Source organism: Erwinia rhapontici (genome assembly GCF_012271765.1).
In the GTDB taxonomy this organism is placed as follows: Bacteria; Pseudomonadota; Gammaproteobacteria; order Enterobacterales; family Enterobacteriaceae; genus Erwinia; species Erwinia rhapontici.
Genome location: NZ_VRKO01000014.1, coordinates 196,505 through 216,266 on the forward strand (window position 1 = coordinate 196,505; position 19,762 = coordinate 216,266).

Here is a 19,762-nt window from a genome sequence, read left to right on the forward strand (position 1 = left end):
ATCGCTGGCCTGTTTCGTTCTTACCGGGTTCAGAATGCGTCAGGCTTATGGCAGCGCGTAAGCAATCACATCATCACCACGGTTGTCGTTAGTGCCGGTGCGCGTAGCGCCGCCTGCGACTACGACCACGTACTGCTTACCGTCTTCCGCGATATAGGTCATCGGTGCGCCCTGTCCGCCAACGGGCAGACGGCCACGCCACAACTCTTTACCGGTGTTGTTATCCAGCGCACGAACGAAGTAGTCCAGCGAGCCGTGGAAGAAGGTCAGGCCACCTTTTGTCACCAGCGGGCCACCCATGGTTGGCATACCCAGTGGGATATCCAGACCCGGTGCCACGCCGTTGATTGGCGCATCTTTAATGCTGCCCATCGGCATCTGCCAGCGGGTTTTACCGGTTGCCAGGTCGATGGCTGTCATCGAACCAAACGGCGGTTTGAAGCAAGGAATGCCCAGTGGCGACATAAACATCGAACGTTCCACGCCCCACGGCGTACCCAGCTGTTTGGAGTACTCGCCCTCGGTGCTGGCTTTCATCCCTTTCTTCTCGGCATCTTCACGTTTGATAAATTTGCCCCACTGCGCCATACGAATATCATTGACGATCAGCGTACCGGTAGACGGGTCAATCGCCCCGCCGCCCCAGTTGAAGCCACCGTAGTAGCCCGGGTAAATCAGGGTGCGTTTTTTGTCAGAGAGCGGAGTGAACTCGCCTTCCCAACGCATCTCTTTAAACTGCACGCGGCAGTAGAGCTGGTCAAAGATGGAAGCGCCCCACATGTCGGATTCTTTCAACGCAGCGGTGCCCACGGAGATCGCCGAGTACGGCTGAGTTGCTGCCACTTTCATGCCCGGCATCGCGTCGGTTGAAACTTTACGCTCTTCAACCTGCACCACTGGCTTACCGGTGCGGCGGTCAAGCACGAAGATCTGGCCACGTTTGGTCAACTGGATCAGCACTGGCGTGGTGGTGCCATCTTTGCCCGGCATATCGTAGAGAATCGGCTGGGAAGAGACGTCATAGTCAAACTGGTCGTGATTGGCGGTACGGAAATGCCAGATCTCTTTACCGGTTTTCAGTTCAACGGCAACGATAGCGTCATTGTATTCATCAGAATAGTCATGACGGTTACCGGTCCAGAAGTCAGGCGTCTGGTTACCCGTAGGGAAGTAGGCAATGCCCAGCTTCGCATCATAGGCCGCGGTACCCCAGAAGTTCGGGGTTTCAATGGCGTAGGTCTGGCCTTCCGGCAGCGGAGAGCTGTCTTTCGCGCCACGGGATGCATCCCATGCCCAGAGGATTTTGCCGCTGCGGGCGTCGAAGCCACGCACCACGCCGGAGGCTTCACCGGTGGTCAGGTTATCGTTCAGCTTACCGCCGACCATCACCACGCCATCAGCCACCAGCGGCGCAGACGTCAGATAGTAAGAGCCATGCGCCGTTGGGCCAAGGCCGTTCAGCAGGTTCACAAAGCCGTTGTCACCGAAGCTAGTGTCCAGCTTGCCGGTTTCGGCATCCAGCGAGAAGATGCGGCCATCAACGGTGGTGCTGATAATGCGTTTGTTACCGGCAATCGCAGGCGGAGTGCCATCCTGTTGTGCCGGGCTTAGCTCGGTATATGCCACGCCACGGCAGCGTTTCCACTGCTTGTTACCCTCGGTTTCTTCGATTTTTGGATCGAAGCGCCACTTCTCTTTCCCGGTGACCGGGTCAAGTGCAATGACTTTGTTCAGCGGGGTACACAGGTACATGGTGTTACCGACTTTCAGTGGCGTAACCTGATATTCGGAGCCGTTAATCGCCAGATCGCCCGTGTGATACGTCCAGGCAACCTTCAGATCTTTCACGTTAGTGGTATTGATCTGGTTGAACTGCGCGAAACGTTGACCACCGGTATTACGACCATAGGCCGCCCAGTCGTTGCCGCTGTCGTCAGCTGCTTTTTCATCCAGAACGGTGGCAGGCTCGCCGCTGGCTTCCACTTCCGGATGGATACGGAACATGTTGGCAAAAATCGCCACGATAGCGATAGCCAGTACCACGGAGAAACCGCCTGCCACTTTGCAGCCGATGACGCGGGTCTGGTCTTTTTTGCGCAACAGCGGGGCACACAGCGTGGCCAGCAATGCGACAACCAGGAAGGTGACGGTACGCGGCACTAACTGCCAGAAGTCAGTACCGACTTCACTGAATGCCCAGATCAGGCTGACAATCAGTAATGCCCAGGCGAGATACAGCGCCCAGCCATTTCTCCTGACCAGTCCCAGACCGGTGGCGGCCATCGCCAGGCCGGCAGGGAGGTAGAACCAGGACCCCTTCAGGGTGATCAGGTAGATACCGCCACCGGCAAGGGACAGGCCCAGAAGTACCAGGGCTATCCCGATGATAGTAACCAGAATATTGCGACTGTTTTTCATGATGAGATATTTTCCATACTGAACAATTCCTTTTCAGGACGATAGGTGAATCGACTCTTGCCCGACATCAATGAAGAAATATTTAAAGTTGTTATGCGCTTGCACCACTTTCCTTTTGCACCGCGTTGCACCTTTCTGCCACGTACTGATAACATTTTTTTTCAAAAGGCGGTTTTTCGCCAAATATTAACCACAGCAAAAGATGGGGTAATGCGGTTTTTAGTCATTTAAAAACAGTGGGTTATGGTAATAGTGTGAGCGGGGTCGGATTTTACCTGACTTTGCTACCGTTGGCAAAGGATGTTGCCAACGGTAGCAATAATAAACATCGATGTAACATGTTGATGATAAAGGGGGACGTAAAGGCGGGGGAAATCACACATCCGCCACCCCGTACTTTTGGGGGCGGCGAGATTACTCTATTCTGTTGGCAACAGGTTCAGCCACCGGAGTGCGGGCGTTTAACTCATCATGAAAAATACAGTGAAAGAAAAACAGACTCAGAAAGCGACGGCCAGTGATGTGGCAGAACTTGCCGGGGTTTCTAAATGGACCGTGCTGCGGGCGTTCAAAACGGATGCCTCAATCTCCCCGCTGGCACGGGAAGAAGTGCTGGCGGCGGCGAAAAAACTCGGCTTTCGGCCTAACCTGCTGGCACGCAGCCTGAAGCAGCGAAAAACCCATATTATTGGGGTGGTGGCCGATGAGTTTACCAATCCCCACACACTGAAAATGCTCAACGAGGTTACGCGTCAGTTGAATGAGCGCGGCTATATGGCACTGCTGCTGAATGTGGATTCTGACGCGAACTACCAGTCAGTGCTGCAAATGGCCGGGCAGTTGCAGGTTGATGCATTGCTGTTCCTGGCCACCATCTTCAGTGATGAACTGATTGTTGCCGTGGACGAGTTGCACCAGATCCCCAGTATTCACGTGTGCCGCAGTACCGACAGTGCCGATGTTGAAGTGGTGAGTGTGGACGGGTATGCCGCCGGCGCCGAGATCGGGCGTCTGCTGCTGTCGCAGGGTTATCACCGTTTTGGCTATATGAAAGGCCAGGAGACATCGTCGACCCACCTGCTGCGTATGGAGGGCTACGCCGCCAGTCTGGATGCCGCGAATAAAACGCTGGATAAAGTGCTGGTGGCGGGTCACTACGATCGGGAAATGGCCTATCAGACGATGATGACCTACCTGAAAAACACCTGGGCCTCTGAGCGCGTGGATGCGCTGTTCTGCGAAAATGATGTGCTGGCCTTTGGTGCGATGCAGGCGATCCGCGACTTCGGTCAGGGTGCACATATCGGGGTGGTGGGTTTTGATGACGTAGGAGAAGCCCGCTCTTCCATGTGGAACCTGACCACCTGGGCGCAGCGCTGCGACTTGCAGATTACCGAAGCGCTGAACCGCCTGCTCGACAACCGCGCGGATGAAGAGGGGGCCTGGCGCAAAGGTGAACTGAAGATCCGTCATTCACACCTCAGCCGCGAAGTGCATGGCGAAATGGCCCAGTGCGGCTGCGCCTGCCGCAGCTGATTGCCAGGGCTCTGTTCAGCATCCCTTCGGCTAGCGCGCGGAACGTCTCAACCCCCTTGGTGGGGATGAGGCGAAAAAAAACCATGACACAAGGTCATGGTTTTTTGTTGTACTTATCCGCTAAAGGGATCAGCGCATCGTCACAAACTCTTCCGAACCCGTTGGGTGGATCGCCACGGTATTGTCGAAGTCTTTCTTGGTCGCGCCCATTTTCAGTGCGACGGCAAAGCCCTGCAACATCTCGTCCATACCGTAACCGATGCCATGAATACCGACGATTTTCTCATCGGCGCCCACGCACACCAGCTTCATGCGGCACGGCTGGCGGTGCTGGGTCACAGCGGTGTACATGGCGGTGAATGAAGATTTGTACACTTTCACCTGGTCATCACCAAACTTCTCGCGTGCTTCTGGCTCGCTCAGGCCGACTGTGCCGATTGGCGGGTGGCTGAACACCACGGTTGGCACATTGCTGTAGTCCAGATGCTCGTCCGGCTTGTTGTTAAACAGGCGCTCGGACAGGCGACGACCTGCGGCAACCGCGACCGGCGTCAGCTCGACCGCGCCGGTGTTATCACCGACGGCGAAGATGCCTTTCACGTTGGTGTTCTGGTACTTATCAACGCTGATGTACCCTTTTTCGTTCAGCTTCACGCCGGTCACTTCAAGGTTCAGGTTGTCGGTCATTGGCTCACGACCAATCGCCCACACCAGGCAGTCAACGGTCTGCTCTTTGCCGTTTTCCAGCTGTAAGGTCAGGCTACCGTCGGCGTTTTTCACTACCGCTTTAGGAACCGACTCGGTGTGCAGCGTCGGGCCTTCGGTGTTCATCACTTCCACCAGCGTGTCGACGATCAGTGGATCGAAGCTACGCAGCGGCGCATGTTTACGCACATACAGATGGGTTTCAGAACCCAGCGCGTTCAGCACACCAGCAATTTCGACGGCGATATAGCCTGCACCGACAACTGCAGTGCGTTTCGGCAGGGCCTGAAGCTCAAAGAAGCCATCGGAGTTAATGCCGTATTCTGCGCCCGGGATGGTTGGCTGGCTTGGGCGGCCGCCGGTGGCGATCAGAATATGATCAGCAGTGATCTTCTCGCCGTTGACTTCCACTGTGTGCGCATCAACGAAACGGGCATAACCTTTCATCACGTCAACGTTATTCTTGCCCAGCACGTTGTCGTAAGAGGTGTGAATACGGTCGATATAAGCGCTGCGATTTTTCAGCAGAACGTCCCAGTTGAACTGGTTAACGGTGGTATCGAAGCCGTAGTCCGGGCCGTAGTTATGGATTGCTTCGGCGATCTGTGCCGCATGCCACATCACTTTCTTCGGTACGCAGCCAACGTTCACGCAGGTGCCGCCGAGATCTTTCGCTTCGATTATCGCGCATTTCTGGCCATACATGGCCGCACGGTTGATGGAGGCGATACCGCCGCTGCCGCCGCCGATGGCAAGGTAGTCATAATGTCTGGTCATCGAGTCTTCCGGTTAAGTGAGAGTCTGTCCCACCAGGCTATTTTATTTGCCATTTTGAACCCGGGCAGTGCTCAGAATCCTCACGTACTCCGTGTACGCTCCGGTTCCTCCGCGCTTTCCGTGTCCAAATTGGCTGTAACAATAACGCCTGGTGGGACAGACTCTGAGTGAGTTAAATCAGCTGGCGTAGAGTGTAACGCCACAAGGGGAAAACCCCCAAAGATTGCGTCTATGATTGTGATAGGGAAGGCACAGAGCAAGCCCTGTGCCTGGGATGGCTTGGGGTAGCGCTGACTACATCAGCAGGTAGCTATTTTACGGGTGTTTTCTTTTTAATATTCATACTTCACAATCTCACCCTTTTTATTCATGCGATATATTCCATCGCGCACAGTGAATAATATGTCATTATTTCTACCCGTCTCAACGGAAAAAACCCGGTTTTTATCAATGCAGTTTTCTTTAGTTTTCATATCAATAAAGCATCGTCGGTCGTACTTACCTTGCTCTTTATATCCATCACCAAATAACCAGAAAACAATAGTAAAACTGCCATCACTATCTGGATTGGGTATTTTATATTTCGAATCCAGTGCTTCTTTGTGTTTCAACCACCAGTTTATTTTTCCACTATTAGTTAATGGGAAGTTTTTAACCAAAGCTGAGCTGAACTCACCATCATTATGAATGGCGACTATCTCTACTGGACGAAGGGACAACCAAGTGCAGAGACAGAGGAGAACCGCACAAACACAGGAGGAAGCATAGAATGCTTTCTTATTTTTTACTTTCATTACGGTTTCCAGTAATTTCAATGTTTGCTTCCATATTGGTCATAAAAGGTTTAAATCCGAATTTATCGTAGCGCTGAAGAACGAACCATATACGGAAAAAAATAAAATCTTTGAATTTAGTGTTTAAAATATCAGCGTTATCGAGACCAAAGTGATCCTGCACTTTGTAATGCACTTTGTAATGCACTACAGCACGGTAGCTGTCGTTATCAATCTGTAGCGACTTTAGCGTAATCTGCGTTGCCCAAGTGTCGTGGACGGTAATTCCCATACCATTGAAGTTGTCCTTAAATCTGTCAAATTTAGGTGGTTTTCCATCAAGGATAGATTTGATTATTTTTTCCTTTTTATTGACTGGGTAACATTTATTTTCCCAATCTATATTTACACTAAATGCTTTTTTCAAGATTAAACGTGTACTGTTTTCCGGAGAATTATCATTCAAAATTTGCTCTTTCAACGCCGAATCCAAATGCATACTGGTAAATGCCGCACCGTTGCCGTTCTGCATATGCGTGATCATCTGACTGATCAGATGTCTGTAAGGACCGTAAATAGAGAATGTACGCGATAAATCGCGGAACTCGTCAAACAAAATGCGGGCACATTCCTGACGGCTGATTTTTTCACTCGCGCCGTGTGAGCTACTGTACATTGATGGCGGTCGGTTAGACGTGGTGAATTTTGTCAGCGTGAAAGGGTTTACTCGCCCGGAGACATGAGCAAGGCGAAACCGTGTTTTTAACTGTTCCTGGCTTAAATCGCCACATTGCATATCTTTGGCATGGTGATCGTCCATGCGGTTTTGTGTTTCGAACAGCGTGCAGGGTAAGTGTAATGCGGCCATAATAAAACGCTCCTTGTGTGATACCCGTTTCCAAAATGGTTTTGGGTATGTCGTCCTTGATGCTTGTCATCGGTGAAATAGTAAGCGGTAGTGGGGTGTTTTGTAAACAGAACGGCCTGCATCAGCAGGCGATTCAGCACGCTGAGATTTCATCTATTCGTATTTTCTTTTTACCATCTGACCGTTTTGTTTAATGAAATACTCACCATCATGAACGCCAAATGAGATATCATTATTCCTGCCATTCCAGACGGTAAAGTACTTCTCTTTATCAATACAGTTGATGTTTGTTTTCATATCATCAAAACAGAGTCGGTCATAGCCATCCGTTTCTTTATAACCCTCGCCAAAATCCCAAAAAATCACAGAATAAAAACCCTCTTTTTCTGGGTTGGGAATGTCATATTTTTCTTTCAACATGGCTTTGTTTTTCGCCCACCAGTTGATCTTTTCTTTATCCAGAAACGGGAAGTTTTTTACTAAAACATAGCTATGGCTACCGCTTTTATGAACGGCAACAATATCCACTGGCCGCTTTGACCACCAGAGTAAGCCAGCATGCAATATAACCGCTAAAACCAATAAGGCATAAAGGGTTTTCTTAATTTTTCTTCTCATTGCGTCCTCCGGTAATTTCAACGGTGGCTTCCATATTGGTCATAAAAGGTTTAAATCCGAATTTATCGTAGCGCTGAAGAACGAACCAGATACGGAAAAAAATAAAATCTTTGAATTTAGTGTTCAAAATATCAGCGTTATCCAGTCCAAAGTGATCCTGCACTTTGTAATGCACTACCGCACGATAGCGATCGTAATCAATCTGCAACAATTTTAGTGTGATATGCGTTGCCCATGTATCGTGGACGGTAATCCCCATACCGTTGAAGTTATCCTGAAATCTGTCAAATTTAGGTAGTTTTCCATCAAGGATAGATTTGATCATTTTTTCCTTTTTATTGACTGGATAACATTTATTTTTCCAATCTATATTTACACTAAATGCTTTTTTCAAGATTAAACGTGTACTGTTTTCCGGAGAATTATCATTCAAAATTTGCTCTTTCAACGCCGAATCCAAATGCATACTGGTAAATGCCGCACCGTTTCCGTTCTGCATATGCGTGATCATCTGAGCGATGACATGTCTGTAAGGGCCGTAAATAGAGAATATCCGGGATAAATCGCGGAACTCGTCAAACAAAATGCGGGCACACTCCTGACGGCTTATTTTTTCACTCGCGCCGTGTGAGCTACTGTACATTGATGGTGGTCGGTTAGACGTGGTGAATTTTGTCAGCGTGAAAGGGTTTACTCGCCCGGAGACATGAGCAAGGCGAAACCGTGTCTTTAACTGTTCCGCCGTCAGGTCACCGCATTGCATATCTTTGGCATGGTGATCGTCCATGCGGTTTTGCGTGGTGAACAGCTTGCAGGGTAAGGGTAGTGCGGCCATAATAAAACGCTCCTTGTGTGATACCCGTTTCCAAATAATTTTGGGTATATTGTCCATGACGGTCTTTGTCGGTGAAATAATAAACGATCGCGGGCTGTTTTGTAAAAAGAACGGTCTACGTCAGCAGGCAATTTAGCGCGCTGGCATCTCATCTATTCGTATTTTTTCTTTATCATTTCACCGTTGTCTTTTAAATAATATATTCCACTGTCCATGCGAAAATACAGCCCTGTGTTTTTACTGTATTTTACCATCATCAGAGAATCTTTATCGATACAGTTTGTTTTTGTTTTCATATCCTCAAAGCAAAGCCGGTCATTACCATCTGTTACTTTGTACCCTTCACCAAAATTCCAGAATATTACAGTGAATGATTCATCGTCATCAGGTTTTGGAATGTTGTATTCTTCTTTTAATTTTGATTTGTTTTCCATCCACCAATCTATTCTTCCTTTTTCTGTGAGCGGAAAGGTTTTTACCAGAATGTCACTATAATTATTTTTTTTATGAACTGCGAAAATTTCCACTGGACGTAACGATAGCCAGGTAGTGTAACCAGCAATAATACAGCCAGAAAAGAGTAGTGCATGGACCGTTTTTTTACTTTTTTCTCTCATTACGACCTCCGGTAATCTCAACAGTGGCTTCCATATTGGTCATAAAAGGTTTAAACGAAAATTTATCGTAGCGTTGAAGTAAGAACCAGATGCGAAAAAACGGGAAATACTTGAATTTGACGTTTAATATATCATCATTGTCCAGGCCAAAGTGATCCTGAATTTTGTAATGTACCCGCGCACGATAGCGATCGTTATCAATCTGCAACGATTTTAGTGTGATGTGTGTTGCCCATGTGTCGTGGACGGTAATACCCATGCCGTTAAAATTATCCTGAAGCCTGTCAAATTTTGGCAACTTTACTCTGGATATTGCGTCTCGCAGTTCGCCCTTCTGTTCTGATGGGTAATATTTCTTTTCCCAATCTATCTTTGAGCTAATGGTTTCTTTTAAAATAAGGTATGTACTGTTTTTAGAGTTATCATTCAATACTTGCTCTTTCAATGCCGAATCCAAATGCATACTGGTAAATGCCGCACCGTTGCCGTTCTGCATATGCGTGATCATCTGACCGATCAGATGTCTGTAAGGACCGTAAATAGAGAATGTCCGCGATAAATCGCGGAACTCGTCAAACAAAATGCGGGCACATTCCTGACGGCTTATTTTTTCACTCGCGCCGTGTGAGCTACTGTACATTGATGGCGGTCGGTTAGACGTGGTGAATTTTGTCAGCGTGAAAGGGTTTACTCGCCCGGAGACATGAGCAAGGCGAAACCGTGTTTTTAACTGTTCCGCCGTCAGGTCACCGCATTGCATATCTTTGGCATGGTGATCGTCCATGCGGTTTTGCGTGGTGAACAGCGTGCAGGGTAAGGGGAGTGCGGCCATAATAAAACGCTCCTTGTATGATACCCGTTTCCAAAACGGTGTTGGGTATGTCGTCCTTGATGCTTGTCATCGGTGAAATAATAAGCAGTGGTGGGGTGTTGTGTAAATACAGCTGGCGTCCATAAAAGGTCGCACCATGATGGGGGCACAGAGCGAAGCCTGTGCCTGTTTGCATTACGGTGTCAGCACGGTCTGCATCAGCAGATGGTTTAGTGCGCTGACATCACGTCGGGCGCAATCGGAGAGCGGCGGGCGTTCCTGCTGCGCCAGCTGTTGTTCAATAAAGGCATGGATGCGTTCACGGCGCGGGCCGTGTTCAGCTTCGCCCGCCTGGCGTTTACGCTCCAGCAATGCCTCGATCTCCGCACGCAGCAGCGGGTCACTGACCGTACCCGCCATCAGTCGATCAAAACGCATCGGCGGAACGCCTTTTCCGGCCTCAATCCACTGCACGGCCAGCAGCGGGCGCAGCACGTAAAAGTACTTTTTCAGCCGCACCTGTTCGTCCTGCAGATACCCGCGAAAGTTCTTCTTGGCCATGGCCAGATAGTGATAGCGCGCCCGCAGATCGCTGAAGAAATCCGGCACCAGCCCACGTAACGCCTGTACTGTTTCAGGGTGCTGGCGATAGATGACGGGTGAATCCAGCCACTCCATCAGCGTCGGGTTGGCGGCTTTCAGCAGCCCCAGTGTTTTACGCAGCTCCCAGCCGCAGACATCCAGCTCGCTGTCGATCGGCAGTTCGATAACATCCCGCGGTGGCTCGATGCGCAGATACCACTCGGGCTGATGCACATAGATAAAGCGCACATCGTAATCACTGTCGGGGGAGGAAAATCCCCAGCCCCGGCTGCCGGACTCGCAGGCATACAGCACGCGCACGTGGTGGCGGGCTTCGATCGCTTCTAATGCTGTCAACACCCGCTCACGCATAGCCGGGCTGATCGTTTCTTCCATTTTCATCAGGTTGCTCCTTATCCTTTAACACACACGACCTGACGCAGCGTATGCACAATTTCTACCAGTGATGACTGTGCGGCCATCACGGCATCGATATCTTTATACGCCATCGGGATCTCATCGATGACGTTGCTGTCTTTGCGGCACTCAACGTGGGCGGTGGCGCGCTGCTGGTCGGCCACCGTGAAGCGGTTTTTCGCTTCGGTGCGGCTCATGACCCGCCCGGCGCCGTGGCTGCATGAACAGAAACTCTCTTCATTGCCCAGCCCGCGCACGATAAAGCTTTTTGCTCCCATCGATCCGGGAATAATCCCCATCTCGCCTTTACGAGCTGACACCGCGCCTTTACGGGTCACCAGGATGTCTTCACCAAAGTGCTGTTCACGCTGCACATAATTGTGGTGGCAATTCACCGCCTGCTCTTCGGCGATAAACGGCGTCGACAGTGCCAGGGCCAGTGCCGTCAGCGTCTGCTGCATCATCACCTGGCGGTTGTGACGCGCAAACTCCTGCGCCCATTCCACCGCCTCAATGTAGTCGGCAAAGTGCTGGCTTCCTTCGCTGAAGTAAGCCAGATCGCGGTCCGGCAGATTCGCGATGTGCTGCTGCATATCTTCCCTGGCGAGGGTGATAAACAGGTTACCGATGGCATTGCCGACGCCGCGTGAACCGCTGTGCAGCATCACCCAGACCCGCTGTGCTTCATCCAGGCACAGCTCAATAAAGTGGTTCCCGGTGCCCAGCGTACCAAGGTGGTGGTAATGGTTGGTTTTCAGCAGCGCCGGGTATTTATCGGTGATGCGTTTAAAGCCCGCGTCCAGTACCTGCCAGTGGATATCCACGGCATGCGGTGGCGTATTCCATGCCCCCCGGTCATTACGTGAACGTCCACTGCTGCGACCATGCGGCACCGCACGTTCAATGGCACTGCGGATGCCGAACAGATTATCCGGCAGATCGCTGGCCATTAGCGACGTACGCACTGCCATCATCCCGCAGCCAATATCCACGCCAACCGCCGCCGGGATAATCGCCCCTTTGGTTGGGATCACGCTGCCGATGGTCGAGCCTTTACCGACGTGCACATCCGGCATTACGGCCAGATGGCGGTAGATAAATGGCATCCGTGCCGTATTCAGCAGCTGTTGCTGCGCTTTGGGATCGACGGGGACGCCCTCGGTCCACATTTTTATCATTGCCGCGCCCGGCGCGGTCAGTTGTTGCATACTCATTGTCAGTTTCCTTTGATCTGTACCAGTCCGTTCAGCACCTGGTCCAGGCCGCCGAACACGGAGATTTTATCGATGCGCTCTGCCACCCTTTCCAGGGTTTCCAGCTCTTTCAGACGCAGTGCCACCGGGTTGTTCTCCATCACTTTTGCGGTGTTTAGCAGCGAGCGCGTGGCGGCGGTCTCTTCACGCCGACGGATCACGTTAGCCTGCGCAGATTTTTCCGCTTCCACCAGTCGGGAGAGGATGGTCTTCATCTCTCCCGGCAGGATGATGTCTTTGACACCCACGGATATCACTTCCATCCCCCAGGCGGCGACATTCTGGCGGATCTGCGTACTGACCAGTTCGTCAATCACCTGCTTGTTTTCCAGCAGCTCATCCAGGCTGCGTGTTCCCACCGCTTCCCGCAGCGCAAACTGTAACTCACGGTAGAGGTATTCCAGCGGTTTGGTCAGCTGCCCCCAGGCACTCATCACATCGCTGTAACGCCAGTTGGCAGCAAGGTTAATGCGTAAGCTGACTTTATCGCGCGTCAGGATCTCCTGGCCGCTGACTTCCAGCGCCTGCACGCGGGTATCCACCACGTCGACCTCAACCTGATGATTAAATCGCCAGTAGCCGCGAGTACCCGGTGGCAGCAGCGCCTGCGCCATACCATCCACTTTCAGGATCCCCACATGCCAGGCGGGCACCAGCGCCAGCAGTACCCCGGCGTGACCGGCCACCACGTGCTGGCGCAGTTGGGGTTGCATCAAGCTGGCAACAATGGAGGTCGGGATCGCCACGTCATCGGTGGGCAGCAGATCGACGCGCTGCTCGCTGCCGTTCAGCCACCACAGGCGGCGTGTACCCGGCGGCAGGAGTTCTACCAGCAGGTCATTTTTATAGTGCAGCCCGACGCAGGTTTCAGGCACCGCGACGGTCTGGCAAAACTCGCTCACCCACTGCGGATGGTGCTGCTGCAGGTAGTCCGCCAGCGTGTTATCCAGCGGTTGATTCAGCTCAAAGGTGGCCACCTTGAGCTGACGTCGCCAGTCGCGGAAACGATACTCCCCGGCTGGCAGAATCTGTTGGTATTCGTCGTTCTTTACCAGCAACGCGATATGGCCTTTCCGTATTTTGATGTTGTTAAACATATTATCTCCTTCATTAAGGGTGCACCGCAGAGCACGGGCAGCAGCGTGAAGTCAGGGGGAGCATCTGAGCGGCACCCGAAACTGGCGGTGGCGCGGAGGTGATGCCCCAGACCCGACGCGTTTGCCGGTGCTCCGGGTGGGCTGCTGACTGCACAGCCTGGGTACTGCTAATAGTCTCTTTGGAGAGAGGTGCGAAATCGGGAGTCGAACCCGTTCTGGCCCTGTGCCCTTCGCTCAATGTCTTCATGCTGGCAGAACGCCTGCGGGAAAACGGTCATCCGTTCCCGGTGCGCTGGCGGGGTTCGTAACCCGTGCAATTCCAGCATGTTGACGGGGTAACTGTCATGTTGACGGGGTAACTATTGCCAGAAGCGTGCCAGGTGAAGAAAAATCGCGAATAAAATTATAATATATTGATTATTAATGGATTTATATTTTCAGGAACAAAAGGTATTGCTGGCAGGGGAATACTGAATTTATCCTGTGGGATAAATATTGCGATAAAGGGATAGGGTATGAAGCGCAGAGTCGTGATCGGTATGCTGGGGACCACCCTGGACAAGCGTGGCAAACGGGAAAACCGCTGGAACAAATGGCGGCCCACGCTGGGGCTGTGTATGCAGCCCGATTTGCCCATCGATCGCCTTGAACTGCTGCATCAGCCTGACCGTCAGACGATGGCGCAGCAGATGGCTGAAGATGTGGCGCTGGTCTCAACGGACACCGAAGTGCGGCTGAATCAGATCACCCTCAATGACCCCTGGGACTTCGAAGAGGTGTATACCACGCTGCTCGATTTTTCCCGCCATTATCCTTTTGATACTGAGAACGAAGAGTATCTGGTGCATATCACCACCGGAACGCATGTGGTTCAGATCTGCTGGTTCCTGCTGACCGAGGCGCGTTACCTGCCAGCCAGTCTGCTACAGACCGCGCCCGCCCCGCGTGAACAGGAGAGCGGAAAAACCGAGGGTGTTTATACGCTAATCGACCTCGATCTCAGCCGTTATGCCACGCTGACCAGCCGCTTTATGCGCGAACGTCAGGAGTCGGTGTCGTTGCTGAAAGGCGGGATCTCCACGCGTAATGCGACCTTTAACAACCTGATCGACCAGATTGAGCGTGTGGCGCTGCGCTCGGATGCGCCGCTGTTGCTGACCGGGCCGACAGGAGCAGGAAAATCGTTTCTGGCAGAACGGATTTATCAGCTGCGTCAGTCGCGCCATCGGGTCAGCGGACGGCTGGTCGCTGTGAACTGCGCAACGTTACGCGGCGATAACGCCATGTCTACGCTGTTTGGTCATGTGAAAGGGGCCTTTACCGGGGCATTGCAGGCACGTAACGGGCTGCTGCGTGAAGCGGACGGCGGGATGCTTTTCCTCGATGAAATTGCCGAACTGGGGCTGGATGAGCAGGCAATGTTACTGAAAGCCATCGAAGAGAAACGCTTTCTGCCGTTCGGCGCGGATAAAGAGGTGAGCAGTGATTTTCAGCTGATTGCCGGGACGCATCGCGATATGCGCCAGTGGGTGGCGGAAGGGCGCTTTCGTGAGGATCTCTACGCCCGCATCAATATGTGGAGCTTTACCCTACCAGGACTGGCGGCGCGGCGGGAAGATATTGAACCTAACCTGGAATTTGAACTGTTGCGTTTTGCCAGCAGTGCGCAGTCGCAGGTGCGTTTTGAGCCGCAGGCTCGTCAGCGTTATCTGCAATTTGCCTGCGCGCCTGCTGCCGTGTGGCGCGGGAACTTCCGCGAACTGAGTGCCTCGGTGACGCGCATGGCAACGCTGGCAGACAATGGGCGCATTGAGCTGCCGCAGGTGGAAGAGGAGATTGCCCGCTTACGCGCCAGCTGGCAGCTCGAACCTGCCGTTGTTTTACCGGAAACGCTGGATTTGTTTGACCACAGCCAGCTGGAAACGGTTTTGAAGGTTTGCCGTGAGTCATCTTCCCTGTCCGAGGCCGGACGCACGCTGTTTGCCGTTTCGCGCCAGCAGAAGAAGCAGCCTAATGACGCCGACCGGCTACGCAAGTATCTGGCGCGCTTTGCCTTAGACTGGGAAAGCGTGAAGTCCGGCGGAGTGCCGGAGCGATAACGGCAAGCGAGTGAAGGTGGCAGCCCCGGCGCGTTATATTGCGGGGCTGTGCCGATCGTTTTACGATGCGCTTCAGTGAATTCGGCGGGTAAATTCACCACACTTCATAGTGATCAACATATTTCACGACTTCGCCATTTTTTTGCAAACGATAAGTGCCATCATAGGCCTCGAACATGGCTCCCATGTTTTTACTGTAACTAACCGTGAATACTATGTCCTTTTCAATACAGTTTTTTTTCGTTTTCATATCTTCAAAGCAAAGTCTGTCGTACTTACCCACCTCTTTATAACCGTCACCGAACAGCCAAACATTAAGATAAAATGAACCATCTGGATTTGGATTAGGCACGTTGTATTTTTCTTTTAGCATCTCTTTATTTTTTAGCCACCAAGCTATTCTACCTCTGTCGGTAAATGGAAAGTTTCTGACAAGAATATCACTAAAACTACTGCTTCTATGATGAGCTGCAACAATTTCTACAGGGCGCATCGACAGCCAGTAAAGGTAAACGAGTAGCAGGCCACTCACAAAGAGAAGCGTATAAAATGCCATCTTAGTTTTTGCTTTCATTACGGAATCTCATAATTTTAGTCGTGGTTGTCATAAACGATCCTTGTCTATTTATAACGTTTTATGAGTGACGATCTTGACGTTAGTGATATACGTATTTCACGACTTCGCCATTTTTTTGCAAACGATAAGTGCCATCATATGTTCTGAACACCATCCCCATATTTATGCTGTTGTCGATGGAGAAGATTGCGTCTTTATCGATGCAATTCGCTTTTGTTTTCATATCCTTAAAGCAGAGGCGATCATACTTTTCCTCTTCTTTATAACCGTCACCGAACAGCCAGAAAGTAAGATAAAATGAGCCCTCTTTATCCGGATTAGGCACATTGTATTTTTCATTTAGCATCACCTTGTTTTTCAGCCACCAGTGTATTTTACCTTTATCAGTAAAGGGGAAATTTTTGACAAGAACATCGCTGAAGCCACTGCTTCTGTGATGAACGGCAACGATTTCTAAAGGGCGATGCGAATACCAGAGGAAACAACCGTGCAGAATACCGGCCGCCAGTAGTAGTGTGTAGGCGGTTTTTTTAATATTTATTTTCATTACGGGCTCCCGTAATGTGGGTTGACTTCATAAACAATCCTTGTTTAATCGTTAACGATGATTCTGATCAACGCACAGGCTTGTCCTGTGCGGATGGTTTAATGTCGTTCTTTATTGAATCTGGCAGATAAATTCACCACACTTCATAGTGATCAACATATTTCACGACTTCGCCATTTTTTTGCAAACGATAAGTGCCATCATAGGCCTCAAACATGGTTCCCATGTTTTTGCTGTTGTCGACGGAGAAAACGATGTCTTTTTCGATACAATTCACTTTCGTTTTCATATCTTCAAAGCAGAGTCGGTCATATTTCCCCTCTTCTTTGTAACCGTCTCCGAATAGCCAGACGGTAAGAGAAAATGAGCCGTCTGGTTCCGGATTAGGCACGTTGTATTTTTCCTTTAGCATGGCCTTATTTTTCAGCCACCAGTGAATTTTACCTTTATCAGTAAAGGGGAAGTTTTTGACAAGAACATCGCTGTAACCACTTCTTCCATGATGAACGGCAACGATTTCTACAGGGCGATGCGAATACCAGAGGAAACAACCGTGCAGAATACCGGCCGCCAGTAGTAGTGTGTAGGCGGTTTTTTTAATATTTATTTTCATTACGGGCTCCCGTAATGTGGGTTGACTTCATAAACAATCCTTGTTTTATGTGCTAGCGTGTTTTTGTGAAAAGTACTTTGGAATTAGTTGTAAATATACTTCGCGATTTCACCATTTTCACGTAATCGATATGTTCCATCTTTTACAGTAAACATAACTCCCATATTTTTACTTTCACTTACAGAAAAAACAGCTTCTTTTTCAATGCAGTTGAATTTTGTTTTCATATCTTCAAAACAAAATAGGTCATATTTCCCCTCTTCTTTATAACCTTCGCCAAATATCCAGAAGATAACAGTGGATGAACCATAGGATGAAGGTTTTGGGATGTCATACTGCTTTTTTAACATCGTTTTATTTTCCAGCCACCAGTTTAATTTTCCTTTAAAGGTGAAAGGGAAATTATTTACCAGCACATAACTATGGTTGCCATCCTCATGAACAGCGACAATCTCTACAGGGCGTTGTGACAACCAGTAAAGGTAACCCATTAACAGGCCACTCAAAGAGAGTATTGCATAAAATGCCATCTTAGTTTTTGCTTTCATTACGGACTCCGACAATATCAATAGTGGCTTCCATATTGGTCATAAAGGGTTTAAAACCAAATTTATTGTAGCGCTGGAGTACAAACCAGAGGCGGAAAAAATGGAACTGTTTGAATTTAGATTTAGAAATATCCAGAGTATCCAGGCCGAAGTGGTCCTGCACTTTGTAATGCAACACCGCATGGTAGCGGTCGTTATCTATCTGCAGAGATTTGAGCGTGATCTGCGTTGCCCAGGTATCATGAACGGTGATGCTCATGCCATTAAAAATATCCTGGGTTCGGTCAAATTTAGGGAGCTTTCCTGAAGATATTGCTTTACGTAACTCATCTTTTCGATCAGCGGGGTAGCACTTTTCATCCCAATCTATATTTTCTTTAAAAGCCTTTTCCAATCGTAAACGTGTACTATTTTCCGGAGACCCGTCACGCAAAATCTGTTCTTTCAGCGCCGCATCCAAAATCATACTGGTAAATGCTGCACCGTTGGCGTTTTGCATATGGGTGATCATGTTGCCAATCAGGTGTCTGTAAGGGCCGTAAATTGAAAACGTATGGGACAATGAGCGGAATTCATCAAACATAATCCGGGCGCATTCACTACGGGAAATTGTCTCGCCATCGGTCTCACGACGGGAACCAGCAAACATCGACTGTGGCCGATTGAAGGCGGTAATCTTCTTCAGCGCGTAAGGGTCGACCCGTTCAGATACTGTTGTCAGAAGAAAATTTTTCTTTAACTGCTCCTGGGTTAAATCACCATATTGCATATCCGGGGCGTTATAGTCGTCCATCCGTTTTTGCGTCTTGAACAGAGTGCAGGGCCATTGCAGTGCGGTCATATGAAAACTCTCCTTGTGTTAAACCCGTCATCAATGATTAAGGGTTAAATCTTCCGTTATGATTTTTTTCGCTGAAAATAATAAGCGGTGGCGGAGCGGATGTCAGCACCGCTGGCGGAAATGGATATTTTGCGACGACACCAGTCTCGGTACATTTTGCGTTAAACTGGGCGTGTTGAAGTGATGTGGGTCATCGGATCATAACGGAAGGAGTGGGTTGATTATGCAATTGCAGTTTTTAGGCACCGGCGCCGGAACGCCAAGCCGTGAACGTAACGTCACCAGCATCGCGCTGGATTTGCAGGGCGTGCGTAATGCCACCTGGCTGTTTGACTGCGGCGAAGGGACGCAGCATCAGATCCTGCGCACCCCGATCAAACCGGGCAAGATCGAGAAGATCTTTATCACCCACCTGCACGGCGATCATATTTTTGGCCTGCCGGGGCTGCTGACCAGCCGATCGATGAACGGCTCCACCGATCCGATGACAATTTATGGCCCCTCAGGGCTCAAAACCTTTGTCGACACCGCGATCAGCCTCAGCGGCTCGTGGCTGACTTTCCCGCTGGAGATTGTCGAGATAACGGCGGGTGAAGTGTGCCGTGATGAACATTTCCTCGTCACGGCATACCCGATGACCCACCCGGTTGAGTGCTACGGTTACCGCATTGATGAACATGATAAACCCGGCGCGCTGGATGCGGCGAAGCTGGCGGCAGACGGCGTGCCTGCCGGGCCGTATTTTTATGACCTGAAGCACGGACGCAGCGTCACGCTGGCTGATGGCAGAGTGATTAATGGCTGGGATTATGTCGGCGAGAAGATAAAAGGGCGCAGCCTGGCCATCTTTGGCGATACCGCTCCGACAGCGGCAGCCACGGTGCTGGCAGCGGGCGTCGACCTGATGGTGCATGAGGCAACGCTTGAAGTGGCGATGGAAGAGAAAGCCAACAGTCGAGGGCATTCCACCACGGCGCAGGCAGCAGCAGTGGCGCAGGAGAGTGGGGCGAAACGGCTGATTGTGACGCATCTCAGCTCTCGCTATCTGCGGGCTGACTGTGAAAGGCTGCTGGAGGAGTGTCGGGCGGTATTTCCGCACACCGAGATGGCGCACGATTTCGCGGTGTTTACATTATAAACCCGGGCGAGTTGTGCCTCATAAACCTGGGCGAGGCATGCCCCGCCTCTACAGGGTAGCGCGGGTTTTGTTGGGGTCGGGGTCGGGCATGC

At 50.6% G+C, this 19,762-nt stretch carries 19 protein-coding genes; 3 read left to right on the forward strand and 16 right to left on the reverse strand.

What is annotated here, in order from left to right:
• Positions 1–45 precede the first annotated feature (45 nt).
• Positions 46–2,418, reverse strand: coding sequence for a membrane-bound PQQ-dependent dehydrogenase, glucose/quinate/shikimate family (locus tag FVB43_RS14555; protein ID WP_167864222.1), 2,373 nt, complete (start codon positions 2,416–2,418; stop codon positions 46–48).
• A 471-nt stretch (positions 2,419–2,889) separates the two neighbouring features.
• On the opposite strand from FVB43_RS14555, the gene FVB43_RS14560 reads away from it, so the two are divergent.
• Entirely contained in the window at positions 2,890–3,954 is a 1,065-nt protein-coding gene (locus FVB43_RS14560; protein ID WP_133844395.1) for a LacI family DNA-binding transcriptional regulator, read from the forward strand.
• Between the two features lie 129 nt (positions 3,955–4,083).
• Here the strand turns inward: FVB43_RS14560 and gorA are convergent, their stop codons facing one another.
• The 10 genes from gorA to FVB43_RS14610 form a co-directional block, all read right to left on the reverse strand.
• Complete coding sequence (gene gorA, locus FVB43_RS14565) at positions 4,084–5,436, reverse strand: glutathione-disulfide reductase (RefSeq protein WP_167864223.1); 1,353 nt, start codon at positions 5,434–5,436, stop codon at positions 4,084–4,086.
• Positions 5,437–5,768: 332 nt separating this feature from the next.
• A complete protein-coding gene (locus FVB43_RS14570; protein ID WP_167864224.1) occupies positions 5,769–6,230 on the reverse strand; it encodes a DUF943 family protein in 462 nt (153 codons plus the stop codon).
• A complete protein-coding gene (locus tag FVB43_RS14575) occupies positions 6,214–7,077 on the reverse strand; it encodes a YPO3983 family protein (protein ID WP_167864225.1) in 864 nt (287 codons plus the stop codon). Before FVB43_RS14575 ends, FVB43_RS14570 begins: the two co-directional genes overlap by 17 nt.
• Positions 7,078–7,230: 153 nt before the next feature.
• Complete coding sequence (locus FVB43_RS14580; RefSeq protein WP_133844386.1) at positions 7,231–7,695, reverse strand: DUF943 family protein; 465 nt, start codon at positions 7,693–7,695, stop codon at positions 7,231–7,233.
• Positions 7,679–8,530 carry a YPO3983 family protein gene (locus tag FVB43_RS14585; protein WP_167864226.1) on the reverse strand — a complete coding sequence of 284 codons (852 nt, stop codon included), beginning with the start codon at positions 8,528–8,530 and terminating at the stop codon, positions 7,679–7,681. The genes FVB43_RS14580 and FVB43_RS14585 overlap by 17 nt, the downstream gene beginning before the upstream one ends.
• 152 nt (positions 8,531–8,682) lie before the next feature.
• The gene (locus FVB43_RS14590) at positions 8,683–9,147 is read right to left on the reverse strand and encodes a DUF943 family protein (RefSeq protein ID WP_167864227.1); all 465 of its coding nucleotides are present in this window, start codon (positions 9,145–9,147) and stop codon (positions 8,683–8,685) included.
• On the reverse strand, positions 9,131–9,979 hold the full coding sequence (locus FVB43_RS14595; protein WP_159337759.1) for a YPO3983 family protein: 849 nt from the start codon (positions 9,977–9,979) through the stop codon (positions 9,131–9,133). Before FVB43_RS14595 ends, FVB43_RS14590 begins: the two co-directional genes overlap by 17 nt.
• A gap of 174 nt (positions 9,980–10,153) precedes the next feature.
• The gene (locus FVB43_RS14600) at positions 10,154–10,936 is read right to left on the reverse strand and encodes a nucleotidyltransferase domain-containing protein (protein WP_167864281.1); all 783 of its coding nucleotides are present in this window, start codon (positions 10,934–10,936) and stop codon (positions 10,154–10,156) included.
• Positions 10,937–10,953: 17 nt separating this feature from the next.
• A complete protein-coding gene (locus FVB43_RS14605; protein WP_133844382.1) occupies positions 10,954–12,171 on the reverse strand; it encodes an RtcB family protein in 1,218 nt (405 codons plus the stop codon).
• Positions 12,172–12,173: 2 nt separating this feature from the next.
• Positions 12,174–13,307, reverse strand: a complete 1,134-nt coding sequence (locus tag FVB43_RS14610) for a slipin family protein (RefSeq protein WP_133844380.1) — start codon at positions 13,305–13,307, stop codon at positions 12,174–12,176.
• Between the two features lie 515 nt (positions 13,308–13,822).
• Here FVB43_RS14610 and rtcR point away from each other — a divergent pair.
• On the forward strand, positions 13,823–15,406 hold the full coding sequence (gene rtcR, locus FVB43_RS14615; RefSeq protein ID WP_133844378.1) for an RNA repair transcriptional activator RtcR: 1,584 nt from the start codon (positions 13,823–13,825) through the stop codon (positions 15,404–15,406).
• A 94-nt stretch (positions 15,407–15,500) separates the two neighbouring features.
• Here rtcR and FVB43_RS14620 read toward each other — a convergent pair whose 3' ends face one another.
• The 5 genes from FVB43_RS14620 to FVB43_RS14640 form a co-directional block, all read right to left on the reverse strand.
• On the reverse strand, positions 15,501–15,980 hold the full coding sequence (locus FVB43_RS14620) for a DUF943 family protein (RefSeq protein ID WP_167864228.1): 480 nt from the start codon (positions 15,978–15,980) through the stop codon (positions 15,501–15,503).
• A gap of 82 nt (positions 15,981–16,062) precedes the next feature.
• A complete protein-coding gene (locus tag FVB43_RS14625) occupies positions 16,063–16,530 on the reverse strand; it encodes a DUF943 family protein (RefSeq protein ID WP_167864229.1) in 468 nt (155 codons plus the stop codon).
• Between the two features lie 133 nt (positions 16,531–16,663).
• The gene (locus tag FVB43_RS14630) at positions 16,664–17,143 is read right to left on the reverse strand and encodes a DUF943 family protein (RefSeq protein ID WP_167864230.1); all 480 of its coding nucleotides are present in this window, start codon (positions 17,141–17,143) and stop codon (positions 16,664–16,666) included.
• Positions 17,144–17,226: 83 nt separating this feature from the next.
• On the reverse strand, positions 17,227–17,691 hold the full coding sequence (locus FVB43_RS14635; RefSeq protein WP_167864231.1) for a DUF943 family protein: 465 nt from the start codon (positions 17,689–17,691) through the stop codon (positions 17,227–17,229).
• Positions 17,675–18,532 (reverse strand): YPO3983 family protein, encoded by an 858-nt coding sequence (locus FVB43_RS14640; RefSeq protein WP_167864232.1) that lies wholly within the window; start codon positions 18,530–18,532, stop codon positions 17,675–17,677. Before FVB43_RS14640 ends, FVB43_RS14635 begins: the two co-directional genes overlap by 17 nt.
• A gap of 223 nt (positions 18,533–18,755) precedes the next feature.
• Here FVB43_RS14640 and rnz point away from each other — a divergent pair, with 223 nt between their 5' ends.
• Positions 18,756–19,670, forward strand: a complete 915-nt coding sequence (gene rnz / locus FVB43_RS14645; protein WP_167864233.1) for a ribonuclease Z — start codon at positions 18,756–18,758, stop codon at positions 19,668–19,670.
• Positions 19,671–19,762 lie beyond the last annotated feature (92 nt).